Origin of the sequence: uncultured Clostridium sp. (assembly GCF_910588715.1) — a bacterium.
Classification (GTDB): Bacteria; Bacillota; Clostridia; order Clostridiales; family Clostridiaceae; genus Clostridium.
Genome location: NZ_CAJURG010000001.1, coordinates 442837 through 464000, shown reverse-complemented (window position 1 = coordinate 464000; position 21164 = coordinate 442837). Strand labels below are relative to the sequence as shown.

Annotated in this window: 30 protein-coding genes and 1 CRISPR repeat array; of the genes, 26 read left to right on the top strand and 4 right to left on the bottom strand. The window is 25.0% G+C overall.

Going from position 1 to position 21164, the window contains the following annotated elements; translation table 11 throughout:
* Nucleotides 1-25: 25 nt before the first annotated feature.
* Nucleotides 26-2310: a CRISPR direct-repeat array (repeat unit 30 nt; unit sequence ATTAAAGTAGAACCATATTGGAATGTAAAT).
* Nucleotides 2311-2561: 251 nt separating this feature from the next.
* The gene (locus tag QZ321_RS12465; RefSeq protein WP_366512903.1) at nt 2562-2882 is read right to left on the bottom strand and encodes a DUF4355 domain-containing protein; all 321 of its coding nucleotides are present in this window, start codon (nt 2880-2882) and stop codon (nt 2562-2564) included.
* Between the two features lie 428 nt (nt 2883-3310).
* The gene (locus QZ321_RS02330) at nt 3311-3655 is read right to left on the bottom strand and encodes a hypothetical protein (protein ID WP_291746153.1); all 345 of its coding nucleotides are present in this window, start codon (nt 3653-3655) and stop codon (nt 3311-3313) included.
* A 799-nt stretch (nt 3656-4454) separates the two neighbouring features.
* Here QZ321_RS02330 and QZ321_RS02325 point away from each other — a divergent pair.
* From QZ321_RS02325 to QZ321_RS02250, 16 genes are all read left to right on the top strand, one after another.
* Nucleotides 4455-4580: a hypothetical protein gene (locus QZ321_RS02325; RefSeq protein WP_291746150.1), complete on the top strand. Its 126-nt coding sequence runs from the start codon at nt 4455-4457 to the stop codon at nt 4578-4580.
* Nucleotides 4577-4699: a hypothetical protein gene (locus QZ321_RS02320; RefSeq protein ID WP_291746148.1), complete on the top strand. Its 123-nt coding sequence runs from the start codon at nt 4577-4579 to the stop codon at nt 4697-4699. The genes QZ321_RS02325 and QZ321_RS02320 overlap by 4 nt, the downstream gene beginning before the upstream one ends.
* On the top strand, nt 4677-4907 hold the full coding sequence (locus QZ321_RS02315) for a hypothetical protein (protein ID WP_291746145.1): 231 nt from the start codon (nt 4677-4679) through the stop codon (nt 4905-4907). The genes QZ321_RS02320 and QZ321_RS02315 overlap by 23 nt, the downstream gene beginning before the upstream one ends.
* Nucleotides 4908-5152: 245 nt before the next feature.
* A complete protein-coding gene (locus QZ321_RS02310; protein ID WP_291746142.1) occupies nt 5153-5371 on the top strand; it encodes a hypothetical protein in 219 nt (72 codons plus the stop codon).
* A gap of 42 nt (nt 5372-5413) precedes the next feature.
* Nucleotides 5414-5542: a hypothetical protein gene (locus QZ321_RS02305; RefSeq protein WP_291746140.1), complete on the top strand. Its 129-nt coding sequence runs from the start codon at nt 5414-5416 to the stop codon at nt 5540-5542.
* Nucleotides 5524-5712, top strand: a complete 189-nt coding sequence (locus QZ321_RS02300) for a hypothetical protein (protein WP_291746137.1) — start codon at nt 5524-5526, stop codon at nt 5710-5712. The genes QZ321_RS02305 and QZ321_RS02300 overlap by 19 nt, the downstream gene beginning before the upstream one ends.
* A 251-nt stretch (nt 5713-5963) precedes the next feature.
* Complete coding sequence (locus QZ321_RS02295; RefSeq protein ID WP_294196101.1) at nt 5964-6329, top strand: hypothetical protein; 366 nt, start codon at nt 5964-5966, stop codon at nt 6327-6329.
* A complete protein-coding gene (locus tag QZ321_RS02290; RefSeq protein ID WP_294196099.1) occupies nt 6301-6513 on the top strand; it encodes a hypothetical protein in 213 nt (70 codons plus the stop codon). The genes QZ321_RS02295 and QZ321_RS02290 overlap by 29 nt, the downstream gene beginning before the upstream one ends.
* An 89-nt stretch (nt 6514-6602) precedes the next feature.
* A complete protein-coding gene (locus QZ321_RS02285) occupies nt 6603-6788 on the top strand; it encodes a CPCC family cysteine-rich protein (RefSeq protein ID WP_294196097.1) in 186 nt (61 codons plus the stop codon).
* Nucleotides 6789-7100: 312 nt separating this feature from the next.
* The gene (locus tag QZ321_RS02280) at nt 7101-7475 is read left to right on the top strand and encodes a hypothetical protein (RefSeq protein WP_294196095.1); all 375 of its coding nucleotides are present in this window, start codon (nt 7101-7103) and stop codon (nt 7473-7475) included.
* Nucleotides 7476-7558: 83 nt separating this feature from the next.
* Nucleotides 7559-7771 carry a hypothetical protein gene (locus QZ321_RS02275; protein ID WP_294196092.1) on the top strand — a complete coding sequence of 71 codons (213 nt, stop codon included), beginning with the start codon at nt 7559-7561 and terminating at the stop codon, nt 7769-7771.
* A 251-nt stretch (nt 7772-8022) separates the two neighbouring features.
* Entirely contained in the window at nt 8023-8238 is a 216-nt protein-coding gene (locus QZ321_RS02270) for a hypothetical protein (RefSeq protein WP_291750402.1), read from the top strand.
* A 45-nt stretch (nt 8239-8283) separates the two neighbouring features.
* On the top strand, nt 8284-9138 hold the full coding sequence (locus QZ321_RS02265; RefSeq protein ID WP_291750403.1) for an EndoU domain-containing protein: 855 nt from the start codon (nt 8284-8286) through the stop codon (nt 9136-9138).
* Complete coding sequence (locus tag QZ321_RS02260) at nt 9138-9503, top strand: hypothetical protein (protein ID WP_291750404.1); 366 nt, start codon at nt 9138-9140, stop codon at nt 9501-9503. Before QZ321_RS02265 ends, QZ321_RS02260 begins: the two co-directional genes overlap by 1 nt.
* 499 nt (nt 9504-10002) lie before the next feature.
* Nucleotides 10003-10317 (top strand): hypothetical protein, encoded by a 315-nt coding sequence (locus tag QZ321_RS02255; protein WP_291750405.1) that lies wholly within the window; start codon nt 10003-10005, stop codon nt 10315-10317.
* A 537-nt stretch (nt 10318-10854) separates the two neighbouring features.
* The gene (locus QZ321_RS02250; RefSeq protein WP_294196089.1) at nt 10855-11208 is read left to right on the top strand and encodes a hypothetical protein; all 354 of its coding nucleotides are present in this window, start codon (nt 10855-10857) and stop codon (nt 11206-11208) included.
* A gap of 350 nt (nt 11209-11558) precedes the next feature.
* Here the strand turns inward: QZ321_RS02250 and QZ321_RS02245 are convergent, their stop codons facing one another.
* The gene (locus QZ321_RS02245; RefSeq protein WP_294196087.1) at nt 11559-11903 is read right to left on the bottom strand and encodes a hypothetical protein; all 345 of its coding nucleotides are present in this window, start codon (nt 11901-11903) and stop codon (nt 11559-11561) included.
* 325 nt (nt 11904-12228) lie between these two features.
* On the opposite strand from QZ321_RS02245, the gene QZ321_RS02240 reads away from it, so the two are divergent.
* The 5 genes from QZ321_RS02240 to QZ321_RS02220 all read left to right on the top strand — a co-directional run bounded on the left by QZ321_RS02240 (nt 12229) and on the right by QZ321_RS02220 (nt 14135).
* Nucleotides 12229-12378 (top strand): hypothetical protein, encoded by a 150-nt coding sequence (locus tag QZ321_RS02240; protein ID WP_294196085.1) that lies wholly within the window; start codon nt 12229-12231, stop codon nt 12376-12378.
* 3 nt (nt 12379-12381) lie between these two features.
* The gene (locus QZ321_RS02235) at nt 12382-12561 is read left to right on the top strand and encodes a hypothetical protein (protein WP_294196083.1); all 180 of its coding nucleotides are present in this window, start codon (nt 12382-12384) and stop codon (nt 12559-12561) included.
* A gap of 315 nt (nt 12562-12876) precedes the next feature.
* Nucleotides 12877-13038: a hypothetical protein gene (locus QZ321_RS02230; RefSeq protein WP_294196080.1), complete on the top strand. Its 162-nt coding sequence runs from the start codon at nt 12877-12879 to the stop codon at nt 13036-13038.
* A 453-nt stretch (nt 13039-13491) separates the two neighbouring features.
* Nucleotides 13492-13671: a hypothetical protein gene (locus QZ321_RS02225; protein WP_294196079.1), complete on the top strand. Its 180-nt coding sequence runs from the start codon at nt 13492-13494 to the stop codon at nt 13669-13671.
* Between the two features lie 98 nt (nt 13672-13769).
* Nucleotides 13770-14135, top strand: coding sequence for a hypothetical protein (locus QZ321_RS02220; RefSeq protein ID WP_294196078.1), 366 nt, complete (start codon nt 13770-13772; stop codon nt 14133-14135).
* Between the two features lie 203 nt (nt 14136-14338).
* On the opposite strand, the gene QZ321_RS02215 is transcribed toward QZ321_RS02220, so the two are convergent.
* The gene (locus QZ321_RS02215) at nt 14339-14545 is read right to left on the bottom strand and encodes a hypothetical protein (RefSeq protein ID WP_291748709.1); all 207 of its coding nucleotides are present in this window, start codon (nt 14543-14545) and stop codon (nt 14339-14341) included.
* A 485-nt stretch (nt 14546-15030) separates the two neighbouring features.
* Here QZ321_RS02215 and QZ321_RS02210 point away from each other — a divergent pair, with 485 nt between their 5' ends.
* The 5 genes from QZ321_RS02210 (at nt 15031) to QZ321_RS02190 (ending at nt 21073) form a co-directional block, all read left to right on the top strand.
* On the top strand, nt 15031-17208 hold the full coding sequence (locus QZ321_RS02210; protein WP_291748708.1) for a DNA topoisomerase III: 2178 nt from the start codon (nt 15031-15033) through the stop codon (nt 17206-17208).
* Between the two features lie 98 nt (nt 17209-17306).
* Nucleotides 17307-18560 (top strand): protein translocase subunit SecD, encoded by a 1254-nt coding sequence (secD, locus tag QZ321_RS02205; protein ID WP_291748706.1) that lies wholly within the window; start codon nt 17307-17309, stop codon nt 18558-18560.
* A gap of 4 nt (nt 18561-18564) precedes the next feature.
* Nucleotides 18565-19437, top strand: a complete 873-nt coding sequence (gene secF, locus QZ321_RS02200; RefSeq protein ID WP_291748705.1) for a protein translocase subunit SecF — start codon at nt 18565-18567, stop codon at nt 19435-19437.
* A 201-nt stretch (nt 19438-19638) separates the two neighbouring features.
* Nucleotides 19639-20493 carry a DHH family phosphoesterase gene (locus QZ321_RS02195; protein ID WP_291740613.1) on the top strand — a complete coding sequence of 285 codons (855 nt, stop codon included), beginning with the start codon at nt 19639-19641 and terminating at the stop codon, nt 20491-20493.
* A gap of 61 nt (nt 20494-20554) precedes the next feature.
* Complete coding sequence (locus QZ321_RS02190; protein ID WP_291740616.1) at nt 20555-21073, top strand: adenine phosphoribosyltransferase; 519 nt, start codon at nt 20555-20557, stop codon at nt 21071-21073.
* The last annotated feature ends 91 nt before the right edge of the window (nt 21074-21164 follow it).

Here is a 21164-nt window from a genome sequence, read left to right as displayed (position 1 = left end):
AAAATAGCGGCTTAGTATAGGTCGGATTAAAGTAGAACCATATTGGAATGTAAATCATTATCAGGTAATTCAGGAACATATTCAAAATCAATTAAAGTAGAACCATATTGGAATGTAAATATTAAGCAATCCTTATATTTATTTGGAATCCTTGAAATTAAAGTAGAACCATATTGGAATGTAAATGCTATTAATGAATTAAATAAAACAGGAATGTTTACTATTAAAGTAGAACCATATTGGAATGTAAATCATGAACTTACAACAGCATCATTTATTGCCTTTGCTATTAAAGTAGAACCATATTGGAATGTAAATATTGATTTAATTCCTTTATTAGTCTTTACCTTAATTATTAAAGTAGAACCATATTGGAATGTAAATAAAGAAGTTTTCTAATGCTCTTTTTTCTACTTCTTCATTAAAGTAGAACCATATTGGAATGTAAATGATTTACTTATAGCGGCAGCAACAAAATTAAAAGAGGATTAAAGTAGAACCATATTGGAATGTAAATTATAAATTCATGTGAGAATGAAGCTATAGAAGTTATATTAAAGTAGAACCATATTGGAATGTAAATGTAGAATATGGACAGTTACTATCTAAGCTTGTAAAGAATTAAAGTAGAACCATATTGGAATGTAAATATGATAGGTAATAAGTATTCTGGAATTATTATAGGGAATTAAAGTAGAACCATATTGGAATGTAAATATGAATCAATCGGCTGCTTTACTTGGTGTTCTTGCTATTAAAGTAGAACCATATTGGAATGTAAATGAAGATTTTTTCAACTTCTATTTTAAAAAATAGAAGTATTAAAGTAGAACCATATTGGAATGTAAATTTAGGAAAAGAAATCTATGATATGGATATTCTATATCATTAAAGTAGAACCATATTGGAATGTAAATTGGTTATAATAGAAACTACAAAAAGCATCAAATTCAATTAAAGTAGAACCATATTGGAATGTAAATTTATTAACTTCAACTAAAACTTTAAAGTCTTTATAATTAAAGTAGAACCATATTGGAATGTAAATTTTATTAGTTGCCGAAAAGTAATGAGTAAAGGTGTAAATTAAAGTAGAACCATATTGGAATGTAAATTTATAATGCAGCTAGAAAAATCCCAAGTTCAAGATGGATTAAAGTAGAACCATATTGGAATGTAAATGATAAAATGCTAGAAAAAATAGATAGTACTAATAAAATTAAAGTAGAACCATATTGGAATGTAAATTTAAAAAATGAATTAACAGCATTGAATAAATCCCTTATTAAAGTAGAACCATATTGGAATGTAAATTTAGGAAAAGAAATCTATGATATGGATATTCTATATCATTAAAGTAGAACCATATTGGAATGTAAATTGGTTATAATAGAAACTACAAAAAGCATCAAATTCAATTAAAGTAGAACCATATTGGAATGTAAATTAAAAGGCATGAATGATACTACTAAAATGATGTTTCAATTAAAGTAGAACCATATTGGAATGTAAATAATATAATGTTAATGACAGAAGCTACATTTGATGCATTAAAGTAGAACCATATTGGAATGTAAATGCTTTAACTAAGGGTGTAAATAAAATAACAGATATGATTAAAGTAGAACCATATTGGAATGTAAATATTATTACTAGATTCAAAAACAGTTTTATTATTCCAAATTAAAGTAGAACCATATTGGAATGTAAATTTTTCTGTTTTTGACTTTTTGTCAGAAAGTTGTTGCAATTAAAGTAGAACCATATTGGAATGTAAATGTGGCATATTCAAAGATGTTAAATAAAGGATTTATAATTAAAGTAGAACCATATTGGAATGTAAATGGAATAATTATTTAAAAAAATTAGAAGCTTCTAAGAAATTAAAGTAGAACCATATTGGAATGTAAATTATAAAGCTTATAGTGCAGAACTTATAGATTTAGCAAATTAAAGTAGAACCATATTGGAATGTAAATGGAGTTGCAAGTGTAGCTGAGTATGGTTCTGAACTTATTAAAGTAGAACCATATTGGAATGTAAATTTTAATCATCTCCTTTATATTTTTTTATAAAATTCATATTAAAGTAGAACCATATTGGAATGTAAATAAAGTTAAGAAAGATAGTGCAGCTAGAGCAAATGCAATTAAAGTAGAACCATATTGGAATGTAAATGTGAGTTATAGTGGAGATGGTTCAGAGAAGTTAAATAATTAAAGTAGAACCATATTGGAATGTAAATAAAGAGGAGTATGAGGAAATAATCGGATTAGAAAAATTAAAGTAGAACCATATTGGAATGTAAATTATTTTACAATTAATATTATTAAAGTTACTATATTTATCAACAATGCTAATAAACTTAAAAATAAATTTATCTTTTCTATTTTCATTTTCTATATTTACCTCCTTAATTAATATGATATAATAATTAAGAAGAAGATTTAAGGAACGGAAGGGCGTTAGCCCCTCCTAAGTGTTACTTACTTAATGCAAGTATTAGATTTATTATAGCTGTGATTAATTGTACAATTGTGGTTATAAGCTTTAATAAATCATTAATGTTTATTCCTTTTTTCTTCTTCTTTTCTTTTGACAATTTCATTACCATTAAAGTAGAAGCATATTGGAATGTAAATTAGCATGTAACAAGATTTAAAATTTGAGTTGTTGAATAGTAAAGTAGAATCATATTGGAATATAAACACTAAAGTGAAAGGGTTAGGTGTGGTTATACTTCTTAATCTTTTATTTACAACTTTTTCAACATCAGATTGAAAAGTCTTTTTTATTGTTTCAATACTTTTATTACATTCTTCTGCATTTGAATAATTAAGAATATCAGCTAATTCTTTAGGTAAATCTTTTTTAGCTAAAATTTCTTAAGCTATTGCTTTAAACTCTCTAACTATTATTTCTTTTTCTCTTCTCTCTAAATCAGCATTTCTTTTTTGTTCTGAATTCATTTTAGCCATTTTTTCAGCTTCAGTTTTTAATCCTGAACTCTTTTTCCTACTTAGATTGATCTGTTTCCAATCTATCTTGAATTATCTTATCAACATCTTCTTGAGTAAAGTTTTTTCAATCTGATTTTGTTCATTAGAATTAGATTCATTTTGATTTATAGCATCAGAATTATTACTATTACCTGCACCATTAACTCCTGCTCCTGCATCTGCCTCTAATAACTTTTGAATTTTTATAAAAATAATACCTCTATTTAACGTTCGTACAACTCAATTCCATTAAGCCTTAAGCAAGTTTTGGGCATAATAAAAGCATCTACTATTTACTTAGTAAGTGCTTATTAAAATATATTGCTCTTTTTAATTATTTCTATATCTTCTTTAGTATACTTTTTATCTTTATCAGTAAAGTATTTATCATATTTTCCACTACTTATTAATTCATAAGATTCTTTTATTTTATTTAATATTTTATTATCTAATTCTTTTATTTTATCTTTAACTATTAAATATGATCCAATAGCTAAATAATGACATGCATTTTCTACAGGATATTCATCAGTCATATACAAATCATTATCATGTATAAACCAATTTACAAAAGGATTTAATCCTGTTGTTTTCATATAGACATCATAAGAGTTCATAAAATCGTCTTTTATCTCATCATAATATTCTAATTCCATTTTATCATCTATCCTTCCACCCATCTAAAGTTTTACTAGATACAACATTTACTTTTATTTTAGGATATTTCTTTATAAACTGTTCTGCAACTTTCACACATAGCCTTTTCAGAAAATATAAATATTTCCTTTATAGATTCATCCTTCATTTTATCATTTAAAAACTAAAAAAACTTTGCTTTTATATCAAAATATATCGGAACTGTATTTATCTTATTATCAAATATTTAGCCTATATTAATAGTTTTAAATGCTATTTTTTTCTTTAACAATACTAATTGTTCCTTTTATCCTAAATACTTAATATATTCCTTATAATTAATATTATTTATTCTACTAGAAGCAAATTTAATTTTATAATTATATCTGTAATGCAACAAAATTTCCTTGTTTTTTATATCTACTGATTTGGTTCTTTTTTTAGTATCAAATGCTAATTTATCTAATTATATTATCTTTTTAGAACTTATATATCCAAAATCAATCTTATATGAATTTACTATTTTAAAATTATTTTTTTATTCAGTCTAGTTATCAATGTTATTCTACTTTATTTCTTGGAAATCATTAAAGTAGAAACATATTGAAATGCAAATAAGTGTATATCCAATCAGTATAAAAAATATAGATACTGCTCTTGATATATAGAAGTTTTATTAAAGAAAATAAAGAAAAATAGTGTAAATAATTAAAGGAGAAAATTAAGCAATTGGGGGAAAATATACAAAAGGTATGAAATAAAATGAAAAATCATATATTTTATGATAAACACATATTATATGATGGTATTTTAGGCTGTTTGGATTCTGATTATGATATGGCAGTTGCATGGCAGAGGTTGATTAATGGTAATTACGAAGATAGAGATAAGTTATTATTGAAACATGAATATCTTGAATGTAATATTGAAAAAGGTAAAATTTGACTAATAAGGAGACTCATAATATTACAATAAGAAAATATGATTGGCATAGTAAGTTTAAATTAGATAAAAGAGAACTAGGAGAAGATGATTGTTTTAATGAAATTATTAGAAAAGAATAAAGATTTTTTAATTTATAGTTATGGATACGATGAAAAAAATTTAGATGGTAGGATAAAGGTAAATTTAAAAGAGCCATATGATTATGAAGTAATTCAAGAATCAACAGATAATAGAGTGGGGAAAATAGGTACTCTTAAAGCTATTACTAAAATTGTAAAATCAATAAAGGATGGGGAGATAAAAGAAATACTTTGTTATCAATCTTAGAGTACTTACTAGATATTTATAGTAGGTGCTTTTATTATGACCAAAACTTGCTTATGGCTTAAATTGTGAGGATAAATATTAATGAAAGCCGAACATGATAATCCTAGATTAGATTCATTTTTAGAGAATATGGGTGCTGATACCGAAGTAATTAAAAAAATATTAAAGGAATTAGAATAATAAAAATGGTTGATGGATTAAATTTATATTGTATAAGTAAAATAAATAAAAAAGAGATAATTAAAATGATTGGTGTGGAAGATAGTGAAATATTATTTATTGATAATGTTGAAGGTTGGATAAATAAAAAGAATGAAAAAATAGTTATAGAATTTATTGGAGTATTAGATGATGAAGATGATTATACAGGATATTACTGTTATGAAGTTAGTTTATTTGTTGAAAATATTAAAGAAATTTTTAAAAAAATAAATGATAAAAATATAATAGTTGATTTTGATTAAAAATTAGTTTGTTTATTATACATTTAAGGAGTTAAAGGTTTCGTGAAAGTACTATGTGATGATTGCAAAAAAGAATTTACTATAAAAAAGAAAAATATTAAAACAGAAAAGCTATTTAATAAAGTAGAAAGAACTTATTTTTGTTGCCCTAAGTGGGTAAAAAGTATTTAATAAGTTATGTAGATAAAGAGATAAAAGAAAATATTAAAAGCCTTAAAGAGCTTAAAGGGAAACTAATTAGAAAAGAATTAATAGTAGAAGAATATGAAAGAAAGCATAAAGATATTATTAGCAGAAATAACTGCTTAAATGGTAGATATAAGGCTTTATATGGTAGATAAAATTTATAAAAGATAATTACTCTTAGAAAACTAAGGCTTTTTATTTTTGTCTTTAATTACTATCTATAAGACATGAAAGAATGGTTAGTAACTCTAAATTAACAAGCGCAACACTTGTAAAAAGCGTAGATTAGTAGGATTGTAAATGGATTTAAAAGAAATTTTAAAAGAAGATAGAGTTTAAGAGAAAACTATTAAGAAAATTATAACCACAATGAAAGTACTGAAATTAATATTAACATACAGAAACAATGCACCAGAAATTATCACCCTATTATGGAGCTAGGCAGGTTGATAGATTTGGAGAAGATGAATGTGATGATTATGCTAATAACGACTATTATAATTTGGGACAAGGTAATTTTCCACCAGCAGAGGTTCCAGTTACACACCCTAATTGTTTATGTATTCAAACTGCAGTTATACCTAAATCTTTAGATGAAATAGGAGAAGAAATAGGGGATTGGTTAAAGGGTGGTAATAATCCAAATTTAGATAATTGCTTTAATAATTTGTCTAAAAATAAAGATGAAGTTGCTGTATCAAAATATGATAAGGATGATATAATTAATAATAAGAATGGGTTAAATGGAAATTTTAGTAATAAAAAAGTTTGAAAAACATATTATAAAGCATTTATCTGAATATGATAATATAACCCTGAATGAATATTTAAATATAACAAGGGAATTATTATTAGCTGATTTAAGTGAAGACATTGAGGGGTTTTTAAGTAGTGAAGGATGGCTATTTAAATACAGAAAAAGTACAAATGATTTTGCTTTGGGGCATCCAAATTGAACAATATCAACTTTGTTTAAGTCTAGTGAGGGATATCAATATTTTTTAGATGAAAAGAAAAAATATAAATAATTTAAAAGGAGAAAATTATGGATGATGAATTTGTAATCAAATGTCCAGTTTGTGGAGAGGAAGTTGAACTATTTGATATTTGCGATAATTGTAATTATCAAAATAATGGGTTAAACGGATCTTTAGATGAAACTTTAGGAGCTAATAAAATGACATTAAGAGAAGCAAGAGAAGCTTATAAGAAAGGCGAGAAAATTATTTAAAAGCATTTACCTAATAAGGGTAGGTGTTTTTTAATTTATATAGATAATGGAAGTAGTTATAGAAGTAATATGAGATTATTAAAAAAATTTACGTTGTAAATGGAAAGATAACAATTGTATATACAAAGTTTAATAAGTTAAGCTTATATTTAATGTAGTAAGTACTTGTTGAAAATAATGATATGTGTTTTTCAGAGCAATTATTTAATAAAGTAAAAGTTATTTTGTGACTATAAGTATAATAAAAAGTATATAATTAATTATGGAGATAAATATATAAAAGAAAGGTAGCTATTATAAGAAGGGTGAAAGATGAGCACAAGAATAATACATTTAATTGATATAACTAAAACTAAAGATATTATTGAAATTATAAATGAATATAGAATTAAGCTTAATAGTCAGCATGAATATTGGATAGAAAAATTCTGGGATAGATGTGTAGAAATAATGTCTGAGGATGAAGACAAGGCAATACAATTTGTAAAAGATAATTATAATTCTAAATATAGAAATTATATTGAAGAAATATTTGAGGTTTATTGTGATAAAAGTAAATCAAAGAAATTTGTAATGGAAATGTGGGATTTTTTTAAAAATACTAATGAGGAGTGTTATAAGGATGCACTTATATTAACTGCTTTTTATAATGATTGGGATGAAGAAGAGTGGTTTGATATTCCATAAGGTAAAGGAATCTGTTATTTTAATAATAGATTCTTTTATTTTGTTTAAAATCAGCAAGAAAGGCAAGGGAGAATATTTTCTTAATGAAGATTATTGTGGAGTTATATATATTAATATGTGATGATTGTAAAAAAGAATTTACTATAAAAAAGAAAAATATTAAAAGCCTTAAAGAGCTTAAAGGGAAACTACTTAGAAAAGAATTAACAGTAGAAGAATATGAAAGAAACCATAAAGAAATTATTAATAAAAATAACTCTTTAAATGGTAGATATAAGGTTTTAAATGGTAGATAAAATTTATAAAAGATAATTACTCTTAGAAAACTAAGGCTTTTTATTTTTGTCTTTAATTACTATCTATAAGACATGAAAGAATGGTTAGTAACTCTAAATTAACAAGCGCAACACTTGTAAAAAGCGTAGATTAGTAGGATTGTAAATGGATTTAAAAGAAATTTTAAAAGAAGATAGAGTTTAAGAGAAAACTATTAAGAAAATTATAACCACAATGAAAGTACTGAAATTAATATTAACATACAGAAACAATGCACCAGAAATTATCACCCTATTATGGAGCTAGGCAGGTTGATAGATTTGGAGAAGATGAATGTGATGATTATGCTAATAACGACTATTATAATTTGGGACAAGGTAATTTTCCACCAGCAGAGGTTCCAGTTACACACCCTAATTGTTTATGTATTCAAACTGCAGTTATACCTAAATCTTTAGATGAAATAGGCGAAGAAATTGGGGATTAGTTAAAGGGTGGTAATAATCCAAATTTAGATAATTGGTTTAATAATTTGTCTAAAAATAAAGATGAAATTGCTGTATCAAAAGATGATAAGAGTGATATAATTAATAATAAGGATATTGAAGAATATAATATCTTTAAAAATTCATTAGGAAAAGAAGCTCCTAAGACATTTAAAGATTTCCAGGAAATAAAGTATAATAAGGCTGAAGAGTGGAAAGAGTTAAAATACAAATATCAAAAATTCAAAGATAAAGATCTAGCAATTTTTACTGAGGATTTACATATCCCACCTGATAGGAAAAAGCATGTATGGTTAGGAGAAAATAAGTTTGGAAACCCTAAGATGCCAGAAAAAGGTGGGGGAGTATTAAATGGTGGTGGCCATGGTCAAGGGGCTATAGATTTAATGGAAGAACACTATAATATAGTTATGAAGCGTTATAATGAAGAAAAGAAAAAGGCCTCAGGACAAAAGCTATCAAATAAAAAAGAGGATACATTTAAAATAGCTTTTCAAAAGTTGGGTTTTGAATACAAAGAATATGAAAATGGTGTTAGATTAGGCAATGTATTTGGGTCAAATGATAAAAATAAAAAGTTAAATTGGGGCCAAGCATGGTTCCCTAAAGATTGGACTGAAGAAGATATATATGAAGCAGGGCAGTACGTATTAAAAATAAGTGATAAAAATTTATTTGATTCTATAGTAGTAAGAGATGGGAATATAATTACTAAAATAGATAAATATGCAGAATACAAAGGTATAACTATAGGTGTAATTAATTATAAAGATGGTAAGCCTTATATAGGGACAATATTCCCAGATAAAGCTTTTAGATTTAATAAAGATATAAAAGAAAAGAAAGATAGTTATTATAAGAAGGGAGAGAGAGAATTATAATGTACATAGATTTAATTGATATAGCAAAGACCAATGATATTATTGAAATAATAAATGGATATAGAATGAAAATTGAAAGTCATCATGATGATTTGTTAGAAAAATTTTGGAATAGATGTGTAGAAATAATGTCTGAAAATGAAGATAAGGCAATACAATTTATAAAAGATAATTATAATTCTGAATATAGAGACTATATTGAAGAAATTACACAAGAATATTGTGAAAGAACTAATTCAAAGAAGGTTGTAATGGAGCTATGGGATTTTTTTAAGTGTACTGATAAGTCTTACTATAAGAGTATGCTTCAAGCAATTATTTTTTATAATGATTGGTATGATGAGGATTGGTTTGATATTCCATAAGGTAAAGGAATCTGTTATTTAATAATAGATTCTTTTATTTTGTTTAAAATCAGCAAGAAAGGCAAGGTAGAATATTTTCTTAATGGAGATTATTGTGGAGTTATATATATTAATATGTGATGATTGTAAAAAAGAATTTACATTTTTTATTATATCATAACTTAATTAAGCTCTAAGTAATTTAAATATAGCTAATGCATCATAAAGAAAGGGTGTAAATATTATGATATTTAAACTAGATAAAAGTTAATTTGATTTATTAATTAATGTGCCAGAAGTATATAAGTATATTAATAATAAAATAGAAAATGAAGAGACTGTATTTATTTTTATATTTCTAAAGATGATATTATTGAAGTACAATTATTAATAAATGATGAAATAGTATTAAATGGCATGAATAATCAAGATACTGTTAATAATTTGGCTATAAGATTGTATCAATTATATGATGAAATAATATATCAAAAATATAATCAATAATTAAGGAGGTTAAAAAATGTGTAAAGTTATTCTTGAAAAAATATTGATAGAGTATCTTTTATATTTATTAAATAATGAAAAAAATCAATATATAGATGATGTTGATGAGAGTATTATTGATTTGGATAATATAAGAAATATAATAATAAGTAGTAAACAGGAAAAAGAAAACTATGTACATTTTGAAATAGATAATCTTAACAAAACAAGATTAATGCAATATGTGCTTGATAAACAATTAGAGATAGGATTTATTAATGAAGATTACTTAAATGAAGAGGGTAAAAATCTTCAGCGAATATATGATGAAATATATTATCAAACAAATTAATATTTGAAATAATAAAAACTTAGTATGGTAATTTTTTAGAAACGTTATTTTTAGGAGATAAAAATACAAATATATTAACCATCTTTATACCTCTTTCAATAATATATGTATAGATTTTCTATCTTATTAATTATTTATATGATTCTGAGATTATATATTTATTAATAGCATATAATTGTTTATTTATGTTTATGTTATCTTTTTCTTTTAACAAGTTCTAATATTTAACATAATTATATCTTGTTTTTTAATTTTTTTTCAAATGTTTTAACGCTTTTAATTTAAATGCTAAATTGTATAATAATATTGAGAACTGTACTGAATTAAAAAATTTTTTAAAATAATATCAAAAGTTTAATAAGTTAAGCTTATATTTAATGTAGTAAGTACTTGTTGAAAATAATGATATGTGTTTTTCAGAGCAATTATTTAATAAAGTAAAAGTTATTTTGTGACTATAAGTATAATAAAAAGTATATAATTAATTATGGAGATAAATATATAAAAGAAAGATAGTTATTATAAGAAGGGTGAAAGATGAGTATAAGAATAATACATGTAATTGATGTAACTAAAACTAAGGATATTATTGAGATAATAAAGGGATTTAGGATGAAGATTAGTGATAATGATTACGATTCACAAAAGAAATTCTGGGATAGATGTGTAGAAATAATGTCAGAGGATGAAGATAAGGCAATACAATTTGTAAAAGATAATTATAATTCAGAATATACTGATTATATTGAAGAAATCTTACAGGAATACTGTGAAAGAACTAATTCGAAGAAGGTTGTAATGGAGCTATGGGATTTCTTTAAAGATACTGATGAAGTTTATTATAAAAATATAGTACTTTCATCAATACATAGAAATGAATGGGATGAGTAAGTCTGGAAATAATATTTATATAAAGTAATAGACCTATTATTTAAATAATGGGTTTCTTTATTTTGTTTAAAATCAGCAAGAAGGGCAAGGGAGAATATTTTCTTAATGAAATTAATATGTGATGATTGTAAAAAAGAATTTACTATAAAAAAGAAAAATATTAAAACAGAAAAGCTATTTAATATGTCTTTAGAGCATTATATCAAAAGGGAGTAGTGATAGATTTCTATTATTCAAAGTAGATACATTAAAAGAGAAATAAAAGATAAAGTTTTTTATAATTTATAAACTTTTATAAGTTTTTAGTAAAAGGTATATTATTATATAAAATATGTAGAAGATAATGAATACTATTTTAATTGTCCTGTCTTTTTAAATTCCTCCAACGAATCAAACCATATTTCTGATATTTTTCTAAATTGATTAGTTGATATTTCTAATTCTTCATCTGTAAAATCACAATATATTATAGTTTTTTCTTTTTCAACTTCAGCTCCAAAACCAGGAACTCCGAAATTATGTTTTTTTGAATTTCCTTGTACTGAATCTTCTATTGCTGCTAACCAATCAGTTTTATTATCATAATCTAAAACTATTTCATTAAACATATTTGATAACATTCCATATTTGCCTTTAAAACTCATACCAAGACTATCTTTATCATAAACTTTAGCAGTAATAAACTGATAATTCATTTTTAATCACCTCTTTTTTGTATTGGAAATGCTGAGCTTATTTTATCATTTTTATCTAGATACATACCAACTTCAAATCCATAACTTGTTTTACCTTTAAAAATATTTTTAACTAATAATTTAGCATTTAAACCTTGATTTAATTAAATAATATTAAATGTTTTTAATGAAGTAGATGTTTATATTTTTTATTATATCATAACTTAATTAAACTCTAAATAATGTAAATACCTTTACCTCTTGATTATAATATATATTAAGTCTAAAGTAGAAGAATTAAAATCTTTGAAAATTTTTAGAAAATAAATTATAATAATGTTAAAAGTTGGAGTTTGTTAAATTACAAAAACGTAGAGATATAAGTAAATATAATGATGGTGAACAAGAAATATTATATCCTAGAGGAAGTAAATTTAAAGTATTGGAAGTTGAAAAGATAGGAAATGTTACGCATATAGAATTAAAGGAGTTGTAAAAAATGAGTGAAAAAAAATTATATACACATAGAAGATGGCATGAGCCACCTAAAGCAACGAGTATAGGAAGGGTAGAAATATCTGAAGAAGAAAGAAAAGAAAATAAAAGAAGGTTTAGAGAGCGTTTAAGAAAAATAGGTGTATTAAAAGATGATAATGAAGATAATAAAGAGGAAGAATAGCACTTACTAAATAAATAGTAGGTGCTTTTATTATGACCAAAACTTGCTTAAGGCTTTAAATTGTACATGGAATTTAGTCATATGGACGTTAAATGAAGGGGTTTTATGTTTATAAAAATTTAAAAGTTATTAGAGGCAGATGCAGGAGCAGGAGTTAATGGTGCAAGTAATACTAATAATTTATATATTATAACTCAAAATTAACATATAATAATATTAAAAATAATTATTTATATATAGATTATTAGATAAAGATATATGAGATAAGTCGGTTAGTAACTATTATGACTTTATTTATAAAAGGATTGAATAAATGTGAGTATGAAAGAAAAGTTATTAAATTTAAAGCTTCCTAAGATATATGAAGAAAATTTATTCGTTTATAAATTAGGATTAGATAATTGTCCAGAATGGATAGATGCAATAAAAAAGGGGTGGACAAGAGAAGAGTATGAAAAGTTAAATAAATTAATTTAAATAGAACGTTTGAAATATATATTAAATAATGAAGAACTAAAAAAGGTTGAAATTAAACAAATAAATAAGCTAATTAATAAATCTATAAAAGAATATAATAAAATGTAAAATAATTAGTAAATAAACTAGTAAAATAGAAAAGAAGAATAAAAAAACTAAATTAAGTAAAATTGAAAAATTTGCTTTAGCTACTGCAATACTTTCAACTATAACATCTTTACTTAATTTCTTAAATTCATTAACAACTTTATTAATAAAGTTGTTAGGTGAATAAAAGAATGGGGAGGAAACTCCCCTGTATAGTTTGATTATTCTTCTTAAAAATATATTAACATAAGGAGGATATCAATGAAAGAGGGAAAATATATTAAAATAATTTTAATTGCTACAATTTTAAATTTATTAAGTTTAATAATTAATATTATTACTTTATTTTTATAAGGAGGAATAAAAATGGAAAAGAAAATAAATCAACAAACTGAAGCTAATAAAAAATGGGCTGAAAAAAATAGGGAAAAGGCTAGATATTTAAGAAATAGGTCTACAGCCAGAAGTTTTATAAAAAATGGTGCAACATTAGAGGACTTGGAAGAGTTAGAAAAGTTAATTTTAGGAAAAAAGAATAATTTATAAAACATTATAAGCATAATAAAAAGTATATAATTAGTTATGAATAAATATATATAAAAGAAGAAGTATGCTTATTATAAGAAGGGTGAAAGATAGTAGTAATGAGTGTAAATTTGATTGATATAACTAAAACTAAAGATATTATTGAAATAATAAAAGGATTTAGGATGAAACTTAGCCTTAATGATGATGATTTTAAAAAAGAGTTTTGGGATAGATGTGTAGAAATAATGTCTGAGGATGAAGACAAGGCAATACAGTTTATAAAGGATAATTATAATTCTGAATATAAAGGCTATATTATTGAAATAATGGTATCTTATCTTGAAGAAACTAATTCAAAAAAATTCACAATGGAAATGTGGGATTTCTTTAAAGATATTGATGATTCATATTGTAAAATGAGCATTCGTGAATGTGTATATAAAAATGATTGGGATCAAGAAGATTGGTTTGATATTCCATAAGGTAAAGGAATCTGTTATTTAATAATAGATTCCTTTATTTTGTTTAAAATCAGCAAGAAAGGTAAGATAGAATATTTTCTTCATGAAATTAATATGTGATGATTGTAAAAAAAGAAAAATATTAAAACAGAAAAGTTATTTAATTTAATAAGGTATAAAGAACTAATTTGTTATCATAATTTTAGTTAACTAATAAGTAATTATTAGTCTTCTATTACTTTAAACTCTTTAATATCTGGTATAGGTATTATTAAACAATATTCTTCTTGCAATATTCCAATTGAATCATAATCAACTTCTGGTTCTTCATCATACCCATGGTCATATGAAATTAATTTACCTTTAAAAATATCTCCATCTTTATCCTTAACTTCAACATCATAGCCCATATAATCTATATAATTAATCATTATATTACAATCCTTTCTTTTTATTTAGATAATATATTAATCATATTATTTTGCAATTTTCAGTTTTATTATTAATTTAATAATTTCTATTTATTACCTTTATCATAGTCTTTTAAGACTAGTATTTTCCTTTTTTATAAGTATATATAAATATCTAAAAAATGCCAAGTTATTTGTATTATGAAAAATATGATATAATTACAATGAGGTGAAAAAAGTGGTTAAAAATAAAATAGTTAAAAAATGATAAAAATATTAAACATATTAACCATCAAAAATCAATGAAAGAGACTATTAAAGAGTTATTAAAACTATTATTGAGTGTTTTAAGATTATCAGTTATATTAATTGGATTAGTATATATTATATTTAAATATATTTAGAAGAATTAAAATACAAAGAAAAAAGAAGAGATATTAAATACTTATTAGTTCTTTTAAGAAAATATGATATAATAAACAGAAAATGTTTAAAAAGGAGAAAATATGGATAAAATTTTGGTTTTGGCAGAAAAGCCATCAGTAGGTAGAGATATAGCAAGAGTTTTAAAATGTAATAACAATAAAGGTTCATATATAGAAGGAAATAAGTACATAATAACTTGGGCTATGGGTCATTTAGTAGGACTTATGGATCCTGAAGGATATGATAATAAATATAAAGAATGGAAGATGGAAACACTTCCAATGTTACCTAAACATATGAAATTAGTAGTATTAAAGAAAACAAGCAAACAATTTAATGAAATTAAAAAACTTATGAATAGAAATGATGTAGATGAAATAATTATTGCAACCGATGCAGGGAGAGAAGGAGAGCTGGTAGCAAGATGGATCATAGAAAAGGCTGGTATAAATAAACCTATAAAAAGGCTATGGATTTCATCACAAACGGATAAGGCTATTTTAAATGGATTTAAAAATTTAAAAGATGGAAAAGAGTATGAAAATCTTTATAAAGCAGCTGTTTGTAGGGCAGAAGCAGATTGGCTTGTGGGACTTAATATAACTAGAGCATTAACTTGCAAATATAATGCTAAATTATCAGCAGGAAGAGTTCAATCACCAACTTTAGCAATGATAGTACAAAGAGAAGAGGAGATTAAAAATTTTAAACCAAAAACTTACTATACAATAAATGCAAAAACAAAGGATTATAATTTATCATGGATAAATAAAGAAAATAATAGCAGAATTTTTGATGAAGATTTTGCAAATAAAATTGCTTTAAAAATAAAAAAATCAGAAGGTGAAATAATTAATATTAATTCAATTAATAAGAAGAAATTTTCTCCTGCTCTTTATGATTTAACAGAGTTACAAAGAGATGCAAATAAGATTTTTGGATATTCAGCAAAACAAACGTTAAATATAATGCAAAGACTTTATGAAAGTCATAAAATTTTAACATATCCTAGAACAGATTCAAGATATATATCAACTGATATTGTAGCAACTATTCCCGATAGGCTTAAGGCTATTGCAATAGGTGAATATAGAATTTTTGCTGAAGGATTGTTAAAAACAAAAATAAATGGAAATAAGGCATTTGTAGATAACTCTAAGGTAAGAGATCATCATGCTATAATTCCAACAGAAGAAAAGCCAAACCTTTCAAATTTGAGCTTTGAAGAGAGAAAAATTTATGATTTAGTAGTGAAAAGATTTTTAAGTGTATTACTTCCACCATTTGAATATATTCAAACAACTATAGAAGCAAAAATTAATGAAGAGAGATTTTTGGCAAAGGGGAAAATAGTTATATCCAAGGGATGGAAAAAGCTTTATGATAAATTAGAAGATGAATCAGATGATGATATAAAAGAACAAGTATTACCTAATGTCAATAAAGGCGATAAAGTTTTTATTGAAAATGTTTCTTTAAATAAGGGAGAAACTAAACCACCATCAAGATTTAATGAAGGAACGTTATTATCAGCTATGGAAAATCCCCATAAGTATATAAGTGTAGGTAAGGATGCAGCTAAAACTTTAGGGGAAACGGGCGGATTAGGTACAGTTGCTACTAGGGCTGATATAATAGAAAAATTATTTAATTCTTTTGTTATAGAAAAAAATGGGAAAGAAATCTTGCCTACATCAAAGGGAAGGCAACTTATAGATTTAGTACCAAAAGAGTTAAAATCACCATTATTAACAGCTAAGTGGGAAAAACAATTAGATGAAATAGCAAATGGAAAAAGAGATTGGAATAGTTTTATTAAAGATATGAAAAATTATTCTATTGCCCTTGTAGAAGATGTGAAGGAAGCTAATAATAAATTTGTACATGACAATAAAACAGGAAAGAAATGCCCTAACTGCAATAAATACCTCTTAGAAGTGAAGGGTAAAAATGGAACTATGAATGTATGTCAAGATAGAGAGTGTGGATATAAAGAAAATATTGCTAGAATTACAAATGCAAGATGCCCAGAGTGTAAGAAAAAATTAGAGCTTAGGGGACAGGGAGAAGGGAAAATTTATATTTGTACTGGAGCTAATTGCAATTTTAGAGAAAAGGCCTCTGTATTTGAAAAGAGATTTGATAAAAAAGGAAAAGTTGATAAAAGAGAAACTCAAAGAATAATGAGGAAGATGCAAAAGGAAGCAGAAGAGGTAAATGACAATCCATTTGCAGAACTTTTAAAAAATTTTAAATAGGTTAATCTTACTTGATATTGGAAAGTATACATAATATAATTAATGTGATAAAAAAAGTACGAATCTGTTAATTTGAAAGGTACAGAAGGGGGAAAAGTATGAAAAAAGGACGAACAAAAGTTAGAAGTATAATATTGTTTATTTTAACTTTAGTTATCATAGTTGCATTTGCTTGTGCAGGTGGAAAAGGTTTTGAAGTAGCGGGATGGGAGTTTAAATCATTCAATAAAGCTATTACTAAAGGACTTGACTTGCAGGGTGGAGTTTCTGTATTAATGGAAATACAAGATGAAAATGTAACAAAAGATGACTTAGACAAGACAAGACAACTTATTGATTTAAGGGTTAATAAGTTAGGTGTTGCTGAAACTTCAGTAACTGTGGAAGGTGATAGAAGAGTTAGAGTTGAAATTCCAGGAGAATATGACTCTAAAGAGCTAGTTGATAGTTTGTCTAAAACTGGAAATTTAACATTTAAGGATTCAGAAGGAAAAGAAGTTTTAAATGGTGCTGATGTTGAAGAAGCAAGTGTAGTTATCGATAATAGCACAAATGCTCCAGTAGTTTCATTAAAATTAACTGATGAGGGAACTAAAAAGTTTGCAGAAGCAACTGAAGCAAATCTTAATAAAAAGATTTCAATTTATATGGATGAAGATGAAATATCAAGTCCAACGGTAGATTCTGTTATAACTGATGGTAATGCTATAATAAAAGGTAGTGGTAATTTAGATGAAGCTAAAAACTTAGCAGGGTTAATCAATGCAGGAGCATTACCTGTAACTGTTAAAGCTATACAAATAGAAAATGTTGGAGCTCAATTAGGAGCAGAAGCACTTCCAAATGCAGTAAAAGCAGGACTTATAGGGATAGCTATTATATTTGTATTTATGATTATTTATTATAGAATACCAGGAATTATTGCAAGTATAGCATTAACTTTATATGTATGTTTAGTTTTATTAGTGTTTGCTGAAGCTGATGTTGCATTAACACTTCCAGGTATAGCAGCATTCCTTTTAACTGTTGGTATGGCAGTTGATGCTAATGTACTTATATTTGAAAGAGTTAGAGAAGAGCTTAAAAATGGAATGTCTGTAAAATCAGCAGTAGACAAAGGGTTTAAAAATGCATTATCTTCAATTATTGATTCAAATGTAACAACTATTATTGCTGCACTTGTTCTTTATTTTATGGGTACAGGTAGCGTTAAAGGATTTGCTGTAACTTTAATGATAGGTATAGCAGTAAGTATGTTTACAGCTGTTGTTGTTACTAGAACATTAATGAAGTGGGCTGTTGATATGGGAATGTTAAAATCTAATTGGCAGTTTGGAGTAAAGAGGGGGTAGTGATATGTTTAAAGTAATAGAAAAGACAAAAATTTGGTTTTCAATATCCCTAGCAATTATATTAGTTGGTATAGTTTTAATGGCAACTAGAGGATTAAACTTTGGTATTGATTTTAAAGGTGGTACTAAAATAGTTATTGATTTTGGAAATAACTTTGATAAAGTAGAAGTTGATGGAGTAGTAAAAGAATATGATTCTAATGCAGTAACAAAAACTGTTGAAAATACTCAATATGAAATTAAATCAAAGGATTTAGATGAAACAAAAACATCAGAAATGTTTAAGGCTTTAAAAGAAAAGTATTCTTTAGAAGATTCTGCTTTAATATCACAAAGTCAAATAGGTCCATCAGTTGGGAAAGAGCTTACAAGAAATGCTATTGCATCAGTATTAGTAGCATGTATAGCAATGCTTTTTTATATAGCAATAAGATTTGAATTTAATTTTGGTGTAGCAGCAATAGTTGCTTTAGTGCATGATGTTTTAATAACTTTAGCATTTTATGCAATATTTAATATTCCAGTAAATAATTCATTTATAGCTGCTATGTTAACAATTGTTGGATATTCAATTAATGATACTATTGTTATTTTTGATAGAATAAGAGAAAATAGACATAGCATGAGAAGAAGTACTCCAGCTGAAATAGCTAATACAAGTATTAATAAAACATTAGCTAGATCTATAAATACTTCATTAACTACTTTAATAATTATTGGAGCAGTTAATATATTTGTACCAACAGTTAGAGAGTTTTCATTACCATTATTAATTGGTATTGCTGCTGGTGCTTATTCATCAATATTTATAGCATCACCAGTTTGGGTATTGCTACAAAAAAGAAATCCTAAAAACAAAAAGATAAAAACAGCATAATGATAATAAATTAAAAAGAGTGATAAGAAATTATCACTCTTTTTTGTATATTGTATGCAGAAAATATAAAATAAGTAAGTATAATTTTATAAGTATACATTTTTATAGGATATTTTGTTAGTAAATGAAGAAAACATTTGTATTATATCAATTTATCTATTATAATATAACTGTTTTCTTATTATTATGGAGGAGTTTATCATGCGTAAGTTTTGGGAAAGTATATATAGTCATAATTACATAACTGGATATAATCCCTTTATACTTAAAGATATGAATAAAGCAATACAACTTATGGTATCAGCAATCAATAATAGAAAAAAGATTGTTGTCTATGGGATACCAAATGTAGATGGATTATGTGCTATTTCATCCCTTATATTAGTTTTAAAATATTTAAATGCTGATATCGAATACGTAGTACATGATGATTCTTCAAGTAAATCTAAAATTTCATCTAAAGATATAATAAATAATGTACATTTTTTAGGTGGAGAATTACTTATAGCTTTAGGAATAGATTTAAAGTCAAAAGAAGAAGAAAAACTTTGTAAAAGTCTTGGAATAGATTTAATAGTTATAGAAAATAGAAATGTAAATTATGATTATGAGTACATATACATAAATCCTAATCAAAGAGGTTGTCAATATAGATATAAAAATTTATCAATAAGTGGTTTAACATTTAAGTTAATGCAAGCAATAGCAATTTATTATAATGTTAAAACAATAAATAAGTACCTAGATTTAATATTAATAGGTGAAAAGTGCACTAAGTTATTTAAAAAAGGTGAAAATAGTGTTCTTATAAAAGAGGGCATGAGATTTTTAGTTAATACAAATAATTATGGATTAAGAGCAATTATGGATGCTTATAGCATGGTTAATATAAATGATAGTAGTGTTGATAAAATTATAGATGTTATTACTCCAACTATTAATGTTGTTACTATGACAGATAATGCTAGAATTATAATTGAGTTATTAATAACAAATAGGAAAGAAAGAGCTGAACAAATAACTAAGTATTTAAATAAGTCTAAAGAACATGTATAATGTATTTGTAAAAATTTTGACTCTAATAAATACAAGAATAATTGGATATGGAGGATTTGTTATGGATCTTAAAAAAAGCATAAGAATAGTAGAAAATTTCCCTAAAGAAGGAATTAGTTTTAAAGATATAACTACTTTAATAGCAGATGGAGAAGCTTTTAAGTATTCAATAGATGCAATAGCAGAACATCTTAAAGATAAAAAAGTAGATGTTATATTAGGACCAGAAGCAAGAGGATTTATTTTTGGAGTTCCTGTTGCATATGCTTTAGGAGTTGGATTTGTACCAGTTAGAAAGAAGGGGAAATTACCTTTTGAAACTGTTTCAGTTAATTATGATTTAGAATATGGTACAGATGTATTAGAAATTCATAAAGATGCAATTAAAAAAGGTCAAAGGGTGGCAATAGTTGATGATTTACTTGCTACAGGAGGAACTATTGAAGCTGTAACTAGACTTGTAGAAGAAGCTGGTGGAGAAGTAGTTGCTTTAGATTTTGCAATTGAATTAACTGATTTAAAAGGAAGAGATAAATTAAAAGGATACGAAGTAATGTCACTTGTTCAATACGATATTTAATTTATTGAAATACCTTAAATTTTAATATATAATTAATATAAAGGTGGCTGGTTTATTTAACCAGCCATTGATTTTAATTATATGAAATTTA